Below are 16,435 nucleotides of genomic sequence, written 5' to 3'. Positions count from 1 at the left end.
ACATTGACGGCCGCGATCCTACGGGGTCGGCGCACGTCCGGGCGCCTCGGTTCGCCACCCGGTGGGAAGCCACAGGCCGTCGCCGAACGTGAAGTCGCAGCGCCAGTCGGAGACGGCCGGACCGCCCGCGGCGTGCCATCGGCCGACCAGCGATCGGACATGATCCACCAACTCCGGCGTCGCGCCCACCGGGTACAGCGCGTCGAGGGCGACCACCACCGACCCGTCGGCGGGATCCACCACGGTGCACGCCGTCGCCGGGCCCGGCCACACGCCCTCGACCAGCCCCTCCGCGTACCGGCGCTCGACGCGGGCGTCCCAGGCCGCGAGCGCGAACCACAGCTCGTAGTAGTGACGGGTCGCCACCGGTGGCACCGGCACCGTGACCGACGGCTCGGGCATCGTGATCGTCGCCGGTGGCGTGGCCCGCGGGTGCAGCGCGCCGGCCGCCAGCATGAACCCCGACCGCAGCGCGCCCCGGCCGGCCAGGCCGTCCGGTGAGACCGTGGCCGACACGCACGGCTGGATTCCGCCGTGCTCGATCGGGGCCAGGATCAGCCCGTCGGGGGCGAGTTGTTCCAGCCACGACGGCGGCACCCCACCGACGCCGACCGTGGCGACGATCCGGTCGAACGGCCCGTATCCGGGCGCGCCGAGGTACCCGTCGGCCAGCAGCGCGGTCACGGTGGAGACGCCGACCCGGGCGAGCGCCGCGGTGGCTTCGGCGATCACGTCGGGCTGCACGTCGACGGTGACCACCGGGGCGCCGGTGATCGTGGCGATCAGCGCCGCGTTGTAGCCGGTGCCGGTCCCCACCTCGAGCACCCGGTGGCCCGGCCGCAGCCGCAGTTCGGCGAGCATCTGGGCCATCAGCGACGGTTGCGAGCTGGAACTGCTCGGCCGCCCGTCGTGGACCCTGGTCACCAGCGCCTCGTCGGAGTAGACCTGTTCCAGGGTGACCGGCACCGGCCGGCCGTCCTCATCGACGACGGCGTGCACGAAGTGTTCGCGCGGCACTCGCGCGAACGCGTCGACCACCGCGGGGTCACGGACGTCGGCGGTGACGTTTGTCGCATACCGGTGCAGCCGATCGTCGGTCACACTGCCCACGATCGCACGACGAAGGGGTACCGGGTTGTCCGCGCTGTACACGTTCGGGAAGCTCACGGTTTCACCGGTTCTGCGTATGGTGTGGCGTCCCAGGGTCCGGGGGATCTCGAACATCCCCACCGACGGCGGGGTCATCCTGGCGGCGAACCACCTGTCGGTGGTCGACTCGATCGTGGTGCCGATGGTGTGCCCACGGCCGGTGTACTACCTCGCCAAGGCCGAGTACTTCCAGCACCGGATCCTCGGCCCGCTGCTCACCGGGCTCAACAACATCCCGGTCAACCGCACCGGCGGCCGGGAGGCGCTGCTCGCCATCGACGCCGCGGTGCCCGTCCTGAAGGCCGGCAACGTCCTCGGCATCCACCCGGAGGGCACCCGCTCCCCCGACGGACGCCTGCACCGCGGCCGGCCCGGCACCGTCAAGCTGGCCCTCGACACCGGCGCCAGGATCGTGCCGGTCGGGCTGATCGGCACCGACCGCATCCAGCCGATCGGGGCGCGGCTGCCGAAGCTGGCCCGCTGCGAGGTCGTCTTCGGCGAGCCGATGGACCTCTCCCCGTACGAGAAGGAAGCCGCGAACGCCAAGCTGATGCGCGAGGTCACGGCGAAGCTGATGCACGAGATCGCGAAGCTGACCGGGCAGGAGTACGTCGCGCGTTACGCCCGCCGACCGCAATAGAAGTTCCGGCCCGTATGCTCGCGCGGGTTCTGTGCTGCGCGGGGGAGGCGCCATGAGCAGTGGCTATGCCGTGGGAATCGACCTTGGCACGTCCAACACGGTGGCGATCGTCCGGTGGCCCGACGGCCGCACCCGGCCCGTGCTCTTCGACGGCCAACCGGTGCTGCCCAGCGCGGTCTTCCTCGACCACGACGGCTCCCTGCACGTCGGTCGCGACGCCCAACGCATGGCCCAGCTCGACCCGGCCCGCTACGAACCCAACCCCAAGCGGCGCATCGACGAGGACGCACTGTTCCTCGGCGACCGGGAACTGCCGATCGTCGAGGTCCTCGCCGCACCGCTGCGGGCCGTCGCGCGGGCGGTGCAGGACACCCTCGGGCACCTGCCGCCCGCGGTGATCACCTGCCCGGCCGCCTGGGGCGCCCACCGCCGCCAACGGCTGCAGCAGGCCGCCGCCGCGGCCGGCTGGCCACCGGTCACCCTGATGTCGGAACCGATCGCCGCCGCCCGGTACTTCACCGAGACGCTGCGGCAGCCGGTGCCGCCCGGCCACGTCCTGGCGATCTTCGACTTCGGCGGCGGCACGCTCGACGTCGCGCTGGTCCGCAACGACGGCGCCACGTTCACCGTGGTCGGCGCCGGTGGCGCCGAAGATCTGGGCGGCCTCGACATCGACGCGGCCATCGTCAACCACCTGGGACAGCTCCTCGCGGCCCAGCATCCGCAGGTGTGGGCCCAGATCAGCCGGCCGACCGACGAACTGGCCCGGCGGAACCGGCGGATGTTCTGGGACGACGTGCGCGCGGCCAAGGAGATGCTGTCCCGGGCCACCACCGCGCCCATCGCGGTGCCCGGCGTGAGCGCGTCGCTGCACCTGACCCGCGACGAACTGGAACAGCTCGCCACGCCCCTGCTCAACCGGGCCACCGGCGAGCTCACCACCGCCCTGCACCGCAGCGGTCTCACCCCCGACCGGCTCACCGGCATCTTCCTGGTCGGCGGCACGAGCCGGGTGCCGCTGGTCAGCCGGCTCCTGCACACGTACACGGGCATCGCGCCGACGGTGCTGGAGCAGCCGGAACTGCCGGTGGCCGAGGGCGCCGTCGCCGGGGCAGCCGCGCCGACGGTCCCGGCCCAGCGGCCCGCGCCCGCGTCCGTCACCGCGACGTCGTTGTCCGGCGGCATGCCGGTGTCGGCCGTCCCGTCGTCCGGGCCGCCCACCGCGATGCCCGTCTCAGCGCTGCCCGTCTCGACCCTTCCGGGCGGACCCCCTGGCGGTCCACCCGGGGTCCCGCCCGGGTTTTCGCCGCCGCGCGGCCCCGGCTACCCCGGGCCGGGTCATCCTGCGCCGCCGCGGCCCCGCCGGGCCCGGCGCGGCCGGAAGTGGCTCTGGGCGGCCCTTCTCCTGGTACCGGTGCTGGTGCTCAGCTTCGTGGCCGCCGGCTACTACGTCTACGACCACTACTTCACCACGCCCACCCTCGCGGATCCCCGGACGACGACGATCCCGGACCTCGCCCCGAACGGGTTCCGGCAGGCGTTCGCCGCCGAGACCAAGGCCTACGCGATCGGCCAGCGCACCGACGGGACGGTCGAGGTGGTCACCGTCGACCTGGCCACCGGCGCGGAACGGCGGCACCGGTCGACGGTCAAGGGCGAGTGGGCGAGCGCCCGGATGCTCGACAACTGGATCGCGGTCATCTCGAAGCCGACCGCCGACGGGAAGAAGTACGTCGAGCTCACCAACGGCGTCGACGACCTGCACACGACGCTGACGCTCGGCAAGGACGACGACGTCATGCTCCACCGGTTCGACCGGTTCACGCAGAACCTCGACTACGTGGTCTACGCGCCGAGCGCTGGCAAGATCAAATCGGGTGTCGCCGGCAAGACCCCCAAGGAGAACGCTCCGCAGAACCTGCCGCCCGGCGCCCGGCTGCTCTCCGACCTGCGCCACTCCACCGACAAGGTCGGCGTCCTCAACAACGAGGGCGTGCTGTACCTCTACGACATCGCGAAGAACGAGATCAAGTACGCCGTCGAGAAGGTGCCGCCGGCCACGCCGCCGAACCTGGTCCACCTCCACCCCGAGGACAACCTCCTCTACTACGTGGAGAACAAGCTGGAGTACCAGGTCTTCAACGGCACCGGCGTCCCGCAGCTGACCCGCGGCCCGGCGAACCGCAAGCCGCTGTGGATCGGCAGCTGCAACCAGAACCGCGGCATCAGCTGCGTGATCGACCAGGTCGGCGACGACGCGTCGACCCGCGAGATCGCCACGTTCGCCGGCGCCGACAAGACCTTCCGCGCCAAGGTGCCGTTCGCGAACATCCCGGGCGCCGTGGCCGACGAGAAGAGCAGCCCGTTCGGCTGGATCCTGGTGACCTCGACCGAGGGCGACGCCGCGTTCACCACCACCGTCGAGACCGCCGACGGCACGGCGAAGAAGTACGGCGGGCAGCTCTGGGCGCTCGGCAACGGTCACGTGGTGTTCGTCCCCGGATCGGACCTCGCTCCGCACACGGTCGAGATCGTCTCGATCTACATGGGCGACGACGGGAAGACCGAGGCCAGCGAGGAAACCGTGCGGCCGGGCACCTGCCACGGCGACTACTTCCACCTCGCCTGCGCCACCGACGGCAACGCGTTCACCGTCTGGAACGTCAACAAGAGCTGAGGGAGACGGCCCGGGGGCCGTCTCCCTTGCGCTCACACCTTCTGGACCCGCACCCGCACGGCCACGCCGTCGCCGGCTTCGCCCTCGAACCCTGACTCCACCGGTGCTGTTTCCACCCGCTCCGCCAGCGTCTCCGCCGCCACGAACGCGCTGTGCGCCCGCACCGCGTCGCCGACCTCGCCGGGTGCCTCCACGCTCAGCGTGATCCGGTCCGACACCGCCAGCCCGGCATCGCGGCGGGCCATCTGCACGACGCGCACCACGTCGCGCGCCAGCCCCTCCGCGGCCAGTTCCGGGGTGACCGCGGTGTCGAGCACCACCACCCCCTCGCCGCCCGGCAACGGGGCCGAGTGGTCGGCGTCGGCCGCCACGAGCTTCAGCTCGTACTCGCCCTCGGCCAGCGTGACCCCGGCGGCCACCGGCTGACCGTCGACGAGTTCCCAGTCGCCGGCCTTGACCGCCTTGATCACCACCTGCACCTGCTTGCCGACGCGCGGCCCGAGCACCCGCGGCACGAGCGTCAGCACCTGTTCGCAGTGCCCGGCGAGGTCGGCCGTGAGGTCGACGGTCTTGACGTTGACCTCGTCGGCGATCAGATCCTTGAACGGCCGCAGTTCCTCGGCGCGCGGCGTGGCCACGGTGAGCGCCGGCAACGGCAACCGCACCCGGAGCCCCTTCGCCTTGCGCAGCGACAGGGCCGCCGAGCAGACGTCGCGGACGGCGTCCATGCTCCTGACGAGTTCGGCGTCTTTTGGCATGGCGTCCGCGGTCGGCCAGTCCCGCAGGTGCACCGACCGTTCGCCGGTGAGCCCGCGCCACACCTCCTCCGCGGTCAGCGGCGCCAGCGGCGCGACCACCCGGCACAGGGTTTCGAGCACCGTGTACAGCGTGTCGAACGCGTCGCGGTCGCCGGCCCAGAACCGGTCGCGCGACCGTCGCACGTACCAGTTCGTCAGCGCGTCCAGGTAGGACCGCACCGACGCGCACGCACCGGAGATGTCGTACGCGTCCATCTGCGCGGTGACGGTTTCCACGAGGTCGGCCGTCTTCGCCAGCGCGTACCGGTCGAGCAGGTGCGTGGAGTCGGTTCGCGCGACGGCGTCGTAGTTCTCCGCGTTGGCGTACAACGAGAAGAACGACCACACGTTCCACAGTGGAAGGAGCACCTGACGCACCGAGTCGCGCACGCCGCTGTCCTTCACCGGCATGTCGCCGCCGCGCAACACGGGTGACGACAACAGGTACCAGCGCATCGCGTCGGAGCCGTACGTGTCGAACACACCCTGCACGTCCGGATAGTTCTTCAGGCTCTTCGACATCTTCCGGCCGTCTTCGCCGAGCAGGATGCCGTGCGCCATGCACGTGCGGAACGCCGGCCGGTCGAACAGCGCCGTCGCCAACACGTGCAGGGTGTAGAACCAGCCGCGGGTCTGCCCGATGTACTCGACGATGAAGTCGCCCGGGTAGTGGTGCTCGAACCAGTCGCGGTTCTCGAACGGGTAGTGCACCTGGGCGAACGGCATCGACCCCGACTCGAACCAGCAGTCGAGCACTTCCGGAACCCGCCGCATGGTGGAGCGACCGGTCGGGTCGTCCGGGTTGGGCCGGGTCAGCTCGTCGATGCCGGGCCGGTGCAGGTCGTCGGGGCGAACCCCGAAGTCGGCCTCGAGCTGGTCGAGCGAGCCGTAGACGTCGACGCGCGGGTACTGCGGGTCGTCGCTCTTCCACACCGGGATCGGCGAGCCCCAGAACCGGTTCCGGCTGATCGACCAGTCGCGGGCGTTGGCCAGCCACTTGCCGAACGAGCCGTCCTTGACGTGCCCGGGCACCCAGGTGACCTGCTCGTTGAGCTCCACCATCCGGTCGCGGAACGTGCTTACCGCGACGAACCAGCTCGACACCGCCTTGTAGACCAACGGTGTGGCGCACCGCCAGCAGTGCGGGTACGAGTGGGTGTAGGTGTCGTGGCGCACCACGAGACCGCGGGCCTTCAGGTCGCGCGTCACCGGCTTGTTCGCGTCGAACACCTGCAGGCCCTCGTACGGCGGCACCAGCGACGTGAACCGGGTGTGGTCGTCGACCGTCACCACCGTCGGGATTCCGGCGGCGTTGCAGGCGGTCTGGTCGTCTTCGCCGAACGCGGGTGCCATGTGCACCACGCCGGTACCGTCCTCTGTGGACACGAAGTCGGCGCCGAGCACCTGGAAGGCGTTCGGGCCGGCCGGTTCCACGAGGAAGTCGAACAGCGGCGTGTACCTGCGGCCGACGAGTTCGCTGCCGAGCACCGTTCCCGTCTTCGTGGCGTTGGCGAGTTCCTTCTCGTACGCGCCCGCGCGGGCGGCACCGAGGATGTACTTCTGCCCGTTCTCCTCGTACACGGCGTACTCGATGTCGGGGCCCACCGCGAGCGCCAGGTTCGACGGCAGCGTCCAGGGCGTGGTGGTCCAGGCGAGCAGGTTCTCGCCCGTCTCCAGCTTGAAGGCGACGGTGAGGGCCGGGTCCTGCCGGTCCTGGTACACGTCGTCCATGCGGGTCTCGGTGTTCGACAGCGGGGTTTCGCAGCGCCAGCAGTAGGCGAGCACGCGGAAGCCCTCGTACACCAGACCCTTGTCGTGCAGGGTCTTGAACGCCCACATGACGCTCTCCATGTACGGCAGGTCGAGCGTCTTGTAGTCGTTGTCGAAGTCGACCCAGCGGGCCTGCCGGTTGACGTAGCGCTCCCACTCGTTGGTGTAGCGCAGCACCGACTCCTTGCAGGCGGCGTTGAACTTGTCGACGCCGAGCGCCAGGATCTCCGCCTTGGAGGTTATTCCGAGCTGCTTCTCCGCCTCGACCTCTGCCGGCAGGCCGTGGGTGTCCCACCCGAACCGGCGCTCGACGTGCTTGCCGCGCATCGTCTGGTAGCGCGGCACGACGTCTTTGACGTAGCCGGTGAAGAGGTGGCCGTAGTGGGGCAGGCCGTTGGCGAACGGCGGGCCGTCGTAGAAGACAAATTCATTGGACCCGTTGGTGCCGGCCGGGCGCGCTTCGACGCTCGCCTCGAACGTGCCGTCGGCGTTCCAGTGTTCCAGCACGCCCCGCTCGACGGCGGGCAGGTCGGGGCTGGCGGGTACGCCCGCCTTCTCGACGTGCTTCGGATATGACATCGGTGGCTCCTCGCGTTGCTACTACTCAACGTGCGAGGACGAGCCCATTGTCTGGCCCGCGGTACCACCCCGCTTGCCATCCGCTTGGCGCGGATGGCCGCTCATCGGCCGGCTGTGACGGGCCGCCCCGTCCGGTTCTAATAGGACCCGTGTGCACCGAACTGCCAACAGGGCCCGTTCTTCCGGAGGCTCGCCGGTGATGGCCGGGTCGACGCCTGTCCGTCCAGCGTACCCGAGCCGTCCGCGGCGCCTCATCCCCATTACCGGTGAACGGGGTTTCGCAAAATACGTGCAAGTGAACGCGGCGTCGGCTTTCGCGGTGCGCGCCAGGGGCCTAGCCTCAATCTGAGCCCGTGGGAGGTCACATTGGCTAACGGCAATCGGCTGAGCATGTCGTACGGGCGCCGGTTCATGGCGATCGCGCTCGGCGCACTCGGTCTGTTCGTCGTGTCCTACGGCATCGGCTTCGGCAATCCCGGCATCATGGCGGTGGGTGTGGCCGTCGGCGTGCTGGGTCCGGCGTTGCTGATCCTCACCGCCGTGCGGTCCGCCGGTCGCCAGTACATCTTCGGCACCGCGCACGTCTACAGCGCCTCGCCGCCGCCCTCGTCGGGCATGGTCGGCCGGTGCGAGTTGCACCTGTCGGTGTTCGCCGCGGGAATCGACGGCGTCGCCGTGCGGGTGCTCGACCCGGCCGTCCCGGTGAGCAAATGGCCCGACGACGGTGCCACCCTCCCGGTCGAGGTGGTCGCGAACAATCCTCGGAAAGTACGCGTGCTCTGGGACAAGGTCGTCACCCACGCCCAGGCCGCCGGCGAGGACCTCTACCCCCAGTACGTCGAGGACCTCCCCGCCGACCTCGACGACGAGTTCGAAGACGACCTCCCCGCCGACGAGTTCCTCGACGACCTCCCCCCGCTGCCGGTAGGCCCGCCGCCCACGCCGCCACCGAACCTGCCGACCAGTTCCGGCACCATCGCCGCCGCGGGCATGGACTTCGCCCCGGTCTCCGCCCCGATGCTCGTCGAGCCGGCCGCCCCGCCACCACCCGGCGCCCCCAAGACCAAGATCGTCTCGAATTCGGCCGCCGCACCCCCACTCCCACGCGACGAAACGCCCGATTTCGACGAACCCGACCCCGCGCCGTTCACCCCCGCGCCGAACCCCCTCGGCCGAAACATCCGAGCCGACCGCGACCGCCAGAACCGCGCCTTCGTCACCGAGACCTACGACCCCGACGACGAAGAACTCCACGAATACTGGCGCAACCCCGACGAACCCGACGAACCCGAAGCCCAGCACCCCCCGGCCACCGCCGCTCCCCCGGTTTCCAGTGAGCCCGACGACACCGAAGACAGCGACCTTCCGGACACCGCCGCCGGTCCCGTCCGCAGCACCCCCGTCGCCAACCGCTCCGCCCCGCCCACACCCGTCGACGACCCAACCGACCCGACCGACGACGACCCACCGGCCACGGAGCAAGGAGCCCACGACCGCAACCGCCCCCTCTGGGCCGGCACCACCACCGACGATCGCCCACTGAGCACCACCACCACCACCGACGACCCGCACGGCACCGCCGACGACCGCCCACACGACCCCGGCGACGACCGCCCACGCGGCACCGGCTGGGCCAGCCGGCGCGGCGGCCCGGACGACCTCGACGACGACGATCGCGACGGTCCCGGCGGCGACGGTCCCGGGGGCCAGGGTCCCGGCGGGTCCTCGCTTCCGGGTGGCGCCAGCTGGGGCGGTCGCCGTGGCGGGTCCGACGCTCCCGACCCGGGCACCCCGCTCGCGGCCGAAGCCGGTGGCCCGCCCGTCTCCCTGCCGCTGCCCCGCCGCCGGCCCAGCCCGCACCTGCGCCGGCCCAGCCCGCGGCAACGCAAGTCGGCCGACACCGAAACCGGCGAACCCCGCGCCTCCTCCGGCATCAACCCCGTCTACGTGGCCGAGGCGCCCTCCGAGCCACCGCCCGACTGGCCACTCGCCCCACAGCCCGACGCCCAGCCGGCGGCCACGCCGATCCGGCCCGAGTCACGGCCCGAGCCCGACCACACCGAAGTGGTCTCGGGCACCGTCGAGGGCGGGTACGGCGAGGTGCTCACCGGCTCGATCGTCGACGACCACGCCTACTCCGACCGCAGCGAAACCGACCGCATGACGTTCGACCGGAGCAGTTACCACGCGCTCGAGATCGACGTGCCGGACACCGGTCCCAACGGCTACGGCACTGCTCGCCCAGCCCCCCGGGCCGAACCCGCACGAGGCGGAACCGCCCGGCCGGCGGCCACCCGCGACGAGGACCCCGGCGACCCGTTCAACGTCGTCCCGTTGCGGATCGACCGCGACCGCGCCGGTGCGGCGTCCAACGGCAGTGCGTCGCGGACCGAAGCCCGCGACCGCCCCGCGCCTCCCGAGGATGCCGGCAGCGACGACCCCGAGACCGACGACCCCGAGACCGACGAGGACCTGTCCGGCGACGCGTTCCTGGCGGCGCCGTCGATGAGCCTGTCGAACCTCGGCGCGAGCGGCGTCAACGTGACGCTGCTCGTCCGCGACCTGAGCCGGTCGGTGGCGTTCTACCGCGACGTCCTCGACCTGTCCGAGATCGAGACCGGCAAGAACTCGGCGCGGCTGGCCCGGGGCCAGTCCCGGTTGCTGCTGAAGCTTTCCGCCGACCCGGGGCCGGCCGATCCGGGCGTGGTGTACCTGACCCTGGAGGTGCCCGACGTGCAGGCGTCCTACCGGGAACTCGGCGACAAGGGTCTCGACTTCGTGCACCCGCCGCGGGTGGTGAGCCACGGGGAGCAGTTGGAGCTGTGGGCCGCCACGTTCCACGACCCCGACGGTCACACCCTGGCGGTGACGAACTGGGAGATCCACGGCTGAGTCAGCGCAACACGGTGCGCCGTACGTGGAGCATGTACGCCCACAGCAGGGCGAACATCACGCCGAGCACGGCGAGCGCCACGTGCAGGAAGCCCGCCACGATCAGCACCGACGGCACCAGGATCGCCGCGTACCAGGCCCACTCGTGCTTGAGCAGTCCGCACAGGACGATCGCCACCACGGCCAGCACCGCGATCACGACGATCGCCGCACCGGGCGCGTCGAGCCTGATCAGCGGCACGATGCCCATGAGCAGCACGAGCGCCATCGTGGCCAGCGCACCCGCGCCGGCACCCCGCACCGCGGCCGGCGGATTACGCAACCCGGACGGCCGCTCCGGCCCGGCCGCTTCAGGCCGCACCGCGCCCGAGCCGGCCGATCCAGGCCCGGCCGCGCCCGATCCGGTCCCGTCTGATCCGGCCCTTTCAGGCCCGCGGGCCGGCTCCGTCACCGCACCAGCAGCTTCCGTGCGTCGGCCACCGTGACCACCGACCCCGTCACCAGCACACCGACGCCGCCGAGGCCGAGTTCGAGGTCCTCCTCGGCCAGCGCCACCGCCAGCTCGATCGCGTCGGGCAGGTTCGACACCGCGCGCACCCGGTCCTCGCCGAACATGTCCACGGCCAGGTCGTTCAGTTCGGTGACCGGCATCGCCCGCGGCGACGTGTTCTTCGTGACGACCACCGCGTCGACGGCCGACTCGAGCAGATCGAGCATGCCCCGCACGTCCTTGTCACCGAGCGTCGCGACCACCGCGATCAGCCGGCGGAAGTCGAACTCCTCGGTCAGCGCCGTCACCAGAGCCTTCATGCCGGCCGGGTTGTGCGCCGCGTCGAGCAGCAGCGTCGGCGCGCTGCGGACCCGCTCCAGCCGGCCCGGCGACGTCACGTCCGCGAAGCCCTCCTGTACCACCGACGCGTCGAGCGACCGCACCGTCCCCGCACCGAGGAACGCCTCGACGGTGGCCAGTGCCACGGCCGCGTTCTGCGCCTGGTGCGCACCGTGCAGCGGCAGGTAGATGCCTTCGTAGACGCCCGAGAGTCCCTGCAGCGCCAGCATCTGCCCGCCGACGGCGAGCGAGCGGGCGAGCACCGCGAACTCCGTGCCCTCGCGGGCGATCGTCGCCTCGACCTCGGCGCAGTGCCGCAGGATCGGCTCCATCGCCTCGTCCGGCTGGGCGGCGCAGATCAGCGTCGCTCCCTTGTGGACGATGCCCACCTTCGCCAACGCGATGTCTTCGAGCGTGTCGCCGAGCCACTCGGTGTGGTCCAGCCCGATCGGCGTGATGACGCACGTGCGCGCCTGGATCACGTTCGTCGAGTCGTCGACGCCGCCGAGTCCGACCTCGATCACCCCGACGTCCACCGGGGCGTCCGCGAACGCCGCGAAGGCGAGCGCCGTGGTCATGTCGAAGTACGTCAACGGCTCGTCGGCCTCACCGTCCACATAGGACGCGACGGGCTCCACCTCGCGGTAAATGTCGACGAACCGCTCCTCGCCGACCGGCTCGCCCTCGATGCTGATGCGCTCGCGCACGCTCGACATGTGCGGGCTCGTGTAGCGACCGACGCGCAACCCGTGCGCACGGAGCAGCGAGTCGATCATCCGCGCCGTCGACGTCTTGCCGTTGGTCCCGGTCAGGTGGACGGACGGGTACGCCCGCTGCGGGTTGCCGAGCAGGTCGAGCAGCGCCTCGATCCGCCCGAGGTCGAACACCATGCGGGTGTAGCCGCGCTTCATCAGCTCGGCGTCGACCCGCCGGAACTCTTCGTTCATGCCGGCAACGCCGCCAACTGGGCGTTGATCCGGGCGATGTCGGCTTCCGCCGTCGCCAGCCGGTCCTTGATCTTCGCCACGACCGGAGCCGGCGCCTTCTCGACGAACGCCGCGTTGCCCAGCTTGCCCCGGGTCTGCGCGACCTCCTTCTCGGCCGCGGCCAGGTCCTTCGCGAGGCGCGCCCGCTCGGCGGCGACGTCGATGGAGCCCCGCGTGTCCAGCGCGACGGTGACCCCGCCCGCCACGGCGAGCGTCGCGGTGGCCGCGAACTCGGCCTCGGGAAGATCAAGACGGGCCAGCGACCGGATCAGCGACTCGTGCGGCGCCAGCCCGGCACCGGCGAGGCCGTCGAGCCGCGCGACGACCCGCTGGCCCGGCTTCAGGCCCTGGTCGGCGCGGAACCGCCGGACCTCGGTGACCACCCGCTGCAGCGCGTCCATCTCCGCCTCGGCGGTGCCGTCGTGGTACCGCTTCTCCGCCTCCGGCCACGCCGCGACGACGACCGACCCCCCGCCGGGGTTCAGCGCGGAGCGCAGTTCCTCGGTGACGAACGGGATCACCGGGTGCAACAGCCGCAGCAGGGTGTCGAGCACGTGGCCGAGGACGCGCCGGGTGCTTTCGCTGCCCTGTGCCAGGACCGGCTTCGACAGCTCCACGTACCAGTCGCAGACGTCGTCCCAGGCGAAGTGGTACAGCGTGTCGCACGCCTTGGCGAGTTCGAACGTCTCGAAGTACTGGTCGACCTGGGCGGTGACGTGCTGCAGCCGGCTCAGGATCCACCGGTCCACGGTGTTCAGCTCTGTGGGCATGTCGCCCTCGACGGTCGCGCCGTTCATGAGCGCGAACCGCGTGGCGTTCCACAGCTTGTTGCAGAAGTTCCGCGAGCCCTGGCACCACTCCTCGCTCACCGGCACGTCGGCGCCGGGGTTGGCGCCGCGGGCGAGCGTGAACCGGGTGGCGTCGGCGCCGAAACGCTCGATCCAGTCGAGCGGGTCGACGACGTTGCCGAACGACTTGCTCATCTTCTTGCCGTACTGGTCGCGCACCATGCCGTGCAGCGCCACGACGTCGAACGGCTGCCGGCCGTCCATGGCGTACAGGCCGAACATCATCATCCGGGCGACCCAGAAGAACAGGATGTCGTAGCCGGTCACCAGAACGCTGGTCGGGTAGTACTTCTTCAGATCCTCGGTCTGCTCCGGCCAGCCGAGCGTCGAGAACGGCCACAGCCCACTCGAGAACCAGGTGTCGAGGACGTCCTGGTCCTGCTCCCAGCCCTCGCCGGTGGGCGGCTCCTCGTCGGGGCCGACGCACACGATCTCGCCGTTGGGCCCGTACCAGACCGGGATGCGGTGGCCCCACCACAGCTGGCGCGAGATGCACCAGTCGTGCATGTTGTCGACCCACGCGAAGTAGCGCTTGGCCAGCTCGGGCGGCTCGATGCGCGTGCGGCCGTCGCGCACCGCGTCACCGGCGGCCTTCGCGAGCGGACCCGTGTTGACGAACCATTGCAGCGACAGCCGCGGCTCGACGATCGTGGAGCACCGCGAGCAGTGGCCGACCGCGTGCTGGTAGGGCCGCTTCTCGGCGATGATCCGGCCCTGTTCGCGCAGCGCGGCCACGACCGCCGGTCGCGCTTCGAACCGGTCCAGGCCCTGGAAGGGACCCGGCGCGGTGATCACGCCACGCTCGTCCATGATCGTGACGCTGGGCAGGGAGTGCCGTTGCCCGATCTCGAAGTCGTTCGGGTCGTGCGCCGGCGTGACCTTCACCGCACCGGTGCCGAACGCCGGGTCGACGTGCGGGTCGGCCACGATCGGGATCCGCCGCCCGGTGAGCGGCAGCTCGACCTCCGTGCCGATGAGGTGCTTGTACCGCTCGTCGTCGGGGTGCACGGCCACGGCGGTGTCGCCGAGCATCGTCTCGGCCCGGGTGGTCGCCACGACGATCTCTCCGTACTGGATGGAGACCAGCTCGCCGTCTTCTTCGTAGTGCTCGACCTCGATGTCGCTGAGCGCGGTGAGGCAGCGCGGGCACCAGTTGATGATGCGGTTGGCGCGGTAGATCAGGCCGTCTTCGAAGAGCTTTTTGAAGATCGTGAGGACCGCGCGGGAAAGGCCCTCGTCCATCGTGAACCGCTCGCGGGACCAGTCGACCGAGTCGCCCAGCCGCTTCATCTGGCCGAGGATCTTGCCGCCGCTCTCGGCTTTCCACTGCCAGACCCGCTCGACGAACTTCTCCCGGCCCAGGTCGTGCCGCGAGACGCCCTCGCCGGCGAGCTGGCGCTCGACGACGTTCTGGGTGGCGATGCCGGCGTGGTCCATGCCCGGCAGCCACAGCGTCGAGTACCCCTGCATTCGCCGGCGGCGGATCAGGGTGTCCTGGATCGTGTGGTCGAGCGCGTGCCCGACGTGCAGCGACCCGGTGACGTTCGGTGGCGGAATGACGATGCTGAACGGCTCGCCGTCGCCCTGCGGCTGGAATACGCCGGCCTCTACCCAACCCTGGTACAGCCGCTCCTCTACTTCGGCGGGCTGGTACTGCGCGGAGAGTTCGCGTCGCTGGGTGGTCGAGGTATCGGTCACAATGCGAGTCTACGGAGCGGGCCGTGCCCGCCGTCGCCAGGTGCGTGCCCGCTACCTGGTCATGTGTCAGCCCACCGGCGCGGCGGATGTCGCCACCCGATCGACCCGCACCGGGGCACAGTCGGCCGAGGTCGGAAGCGTGCCGATCCGCGACAATAGGTGAATTAACGTCCTGTTCGACGCGTTGCGCGGGCAGGCTGCCCTGATCGGCTGAACCGGGGCACGGGTGTGCCGACCAGCTACGTTCGAACAAAGACCTTGCACCAAGCCTCGTGGAGGACCCCCGTGACCTATCCCCCATCCGGCCAGCCCTGGAACGGCCAGCCGGAACAGCAGCAGCCCCAGTACGGGGGTTACGGCGGTACCCCGAACCCTCCGCTCAGCGGCCCGCCCTACAGCGGCTACGAAACCGGGGGCTACTCGCAGGAGTCGTACACCACCGAGCCGCCGATGTCCGGCCAGCCCTACCAGGGTCAGCAGCCCTACGACCCGAACTACGGCGCCGTACCGCAGCAGCCCGCCGGGTACCCCCAGCCGGGCTACCCCCCCATGCAGCAACCCGGCTACCAGGGCTACGCCCCGCCCCAGCAGCCCCCGTCGTTCGTCACACCGGCCGCCCCCCGCACCAACCGCGGCGGCATGCTGGCACTGGTGATCGGCGGCATCGTCATCCTGCTGATCCTCGTCGGCGTCGGCACCGCGATGGTCTTCACCTCCGGTGACGACGACGAACCGACGGCCGGCCCGACCGCCAGCGCTTCCGCCGAGCCCAGCGCCTCCGCGGAGGCCGCCGAGTACCCCGCGCGGATCGACCTTCCCGCAACCGTCGCCGGCCTCACCAAGGTCGACAACGCCACGCTGAACAAGACCGCCAACGACACCGCCCAGAAGATCAAGACCGCCACCAACGCCGACAGCGCCGTGGCCGCCTACTACGCCCCGAGCGGCGACCTCACCAAGGCCGTGGGCCTGGTCGGCGCCACCGGCCGGATCACCGACCCCGAGGGCGAACTCGACGACGCCTTCAGCAGCGAACTCGCGGCCTCGGGCGTCGAAGACGTCGACCCGGGCCCGCTGGGCGGCAAGATGCGCTGCGGCACCACGGCAAGCAGCGGCCAGGCCCTGTCCGTCTGCGGCTGGGCCGACGGTGGCAGCCTCATGCTGGGGATCTTCGTCAACCGCTCGTCCACCGACAGCGCCGACCTGTTCCGCCAGATCCGCGCCGAGGTCCTCAAGCGCGGCTGATCCAGACGCCACTGTGGGCTCCCTGCGTAAGCGGGGAGCCCACAGTCATACGTCCGCCCGGTTCGCGGATCTTGGAATCTTGCGGTCGCTATGACAACCATAGAATTCCAAGATCGCGGCAGAGAGAGCCGGCGAGTTGCCGCTCCGCTCGCGCAGATGGTGGCCGACAAGTGCGCCGAGTCGGTCACCGTGCCCGGCCTGCGTCCCCCGGGGCCGGGAATGACAGCTCCGCCGGCCCGCCGCGGGTACGGGATCGGCCGCTGGCTGATGGCAAATCTGCCCCAAAAGCAGATTGAGCCGCCCCTTGCGGGGCGGCTCAATCTGT

General features: G+C 70.9%; 9 protein-coding genes. 4 read left to right on the top strand and 5 right to left on the bottom strand.

Going from position 1 to position 16,435, the window contains the following annotated elements:
* Window positions 1-18: 18 nt before the first annotated feature.
* Window positions 19-1,101 carry a protein-L-isoaspartate O-methyltransferase family protein gene (locus Vau01_RS25770; protein ID WP_203997207.1) on the bottom strand — a complete coding sequence of 361 codons (1,083 nt, stop codon included), beginning with the start codon at window positions 1,099-1,101 and terminating at the stop codon, window positions 19-21.
* 34 nt (window positions 1,102-1,135) lie between these two features.
* Here Vau01_RS25770 and Vau01_RS25765 point away from each other — a divergent pair, with 34 nt between their 5' ends.
* Both Vau01_RS25765 and Vau01_RS63515 read left to right on the top strand, forming a co-directional pair.
* The gene (locus tag Vau01_RS25765) at window positions 1,136-1,789 is read left to right on the top strand and encodes a lysophospholipid acyltransferase family protein (protein WP_203997205.1); all 654 of its coding nucleotides are present in this window, start codon (window positions 1,136-1,138) and stop codon (window positions 1,787-1,789) included.
* A 52-nt stretch (window positions 1,790-1,841) separates the two neighbouring features.
* Window positions 1,842-4,466 (top strand): Hsp70 family protein, encoded by a 2,625-nt coding sequence (locus Vau01_RS63515; RefSeq protein ID WP_239151847.1) that lies wholly within the window; start codon window positions 1,842-1,844, stop codon window positions 4,464-4,466.
* A gap of 32 nt (window positions 4,467-4,498) precedes the next feature.
* Here Vau01_RS63515 and ileS read toward each other — a convergent pair whose 3' ends face one another.
* Window positions 4,499-7,612: an isoleucine--tRNA ligase gene (ileS, locus tag Vau01_RS25755; protein WP_203997204.1), complete on the bottom strand. Its 3,114-nt coding sequence runs from the start codon at window positions 7,610-7,612 to the stop codon at window positions 4,499-4,501.
* A gap of 366 nt (window positions 7,613-7,978) precedes the next feature.
* On the opposite strand from ileS, the gene Vau01_RS25750 reads away from it, so the two are divergent.
* Window positions 7,979-10,504, top strand: a complete 2,526-nt coding sequence (locus tag Vau01_RS25750; protein WP_203997198.1) for a VOC family protein — start codon at window positions 7,979-7,981, stop codon at window positions 10,502-10,504.
* 1 nt (window position 10,505) lies between these two features.
* Here Vau01_RS25750 and Vau01_RS25745 read toward each other — a convergent pair whose 3' ends face one another.
* The 3 genes from Vau01_RS25745 to Vau01_RS25735 all read right to left on the bottom strand — a co-directional run bounded on the left by Vau01_RS25745 (window position 10,506) and on the right by Vau01_RS25735 (window position 14,865).
* Window positions 10,506-10,865, bottom strand: coding sequence for a DUF4233 domain-containing protein (locus Vau01_RS25745; RefSeq protein ID WP_239151846.1), 360 nt, complete (start codon window positions 10,863-10,865; stop codon window positions 10,506-10,508).
* Window positions 10,866-10,951: 86 nt separating this feature from the next.
* On the bottom strand, window positions 10,952-12,280 hold the full coding sequence (locus tag Vau01_RS25740; protein WP_203997194.1) for a bifunctional folylpolyglutamate synthase/dihydrofolate synthase: 1,329 nt from the start codon (window positions 12,278-12,280) through the stop codon (window positions 10,952-10,954).
* The gene (locus Vau01_RS25735) at window positions 12,277-14,865 is read right to left on the bottom strand and encodes a valine--tRNA ligase (RefSeq protein WP_239151845.1); all 2,589 of its coding nucleotides are present in this window, start codon (window positions 14,863-14,865) and stop codon (window positions 12,277-12,279) included. Before Vau01_RS25735 ends, Vau01_RS25740 begins: the two co-directional genes overlap by 4 nt.
* A 285-nt stretch (window positions 14,866-15,150) precedes the next feature.
* Between Vau01_RS25735 and Vau01_RS25730 the strand changes: the two genes are divergently transcribed.
* Entirely contained in the window at window positions 15,151-16,110 is a 960-nt protein-coding gene (locus Vau01_RS25730) for a hypothetical protein (RefSeq protein WP_203997193.1), read from the top strand.
* Window positions 16,111-16,435: the final 325 nt, after the last annotated feature.

The sequence above is a fragment of the Virgisporangium aurantiacum genome (assembly GCF_016863635.1).
GTDB lineage: Bacteria > Actinomycetota > Actinomycetes > Mycobacteriales > Micromonosporaceae > Virgisporangium > Virgisporangium aurantiacum.
Note: the sequence above shows the minus strand (reverse complement) of the source record. Positions and strands in the feature narration are given on the sequence as shown.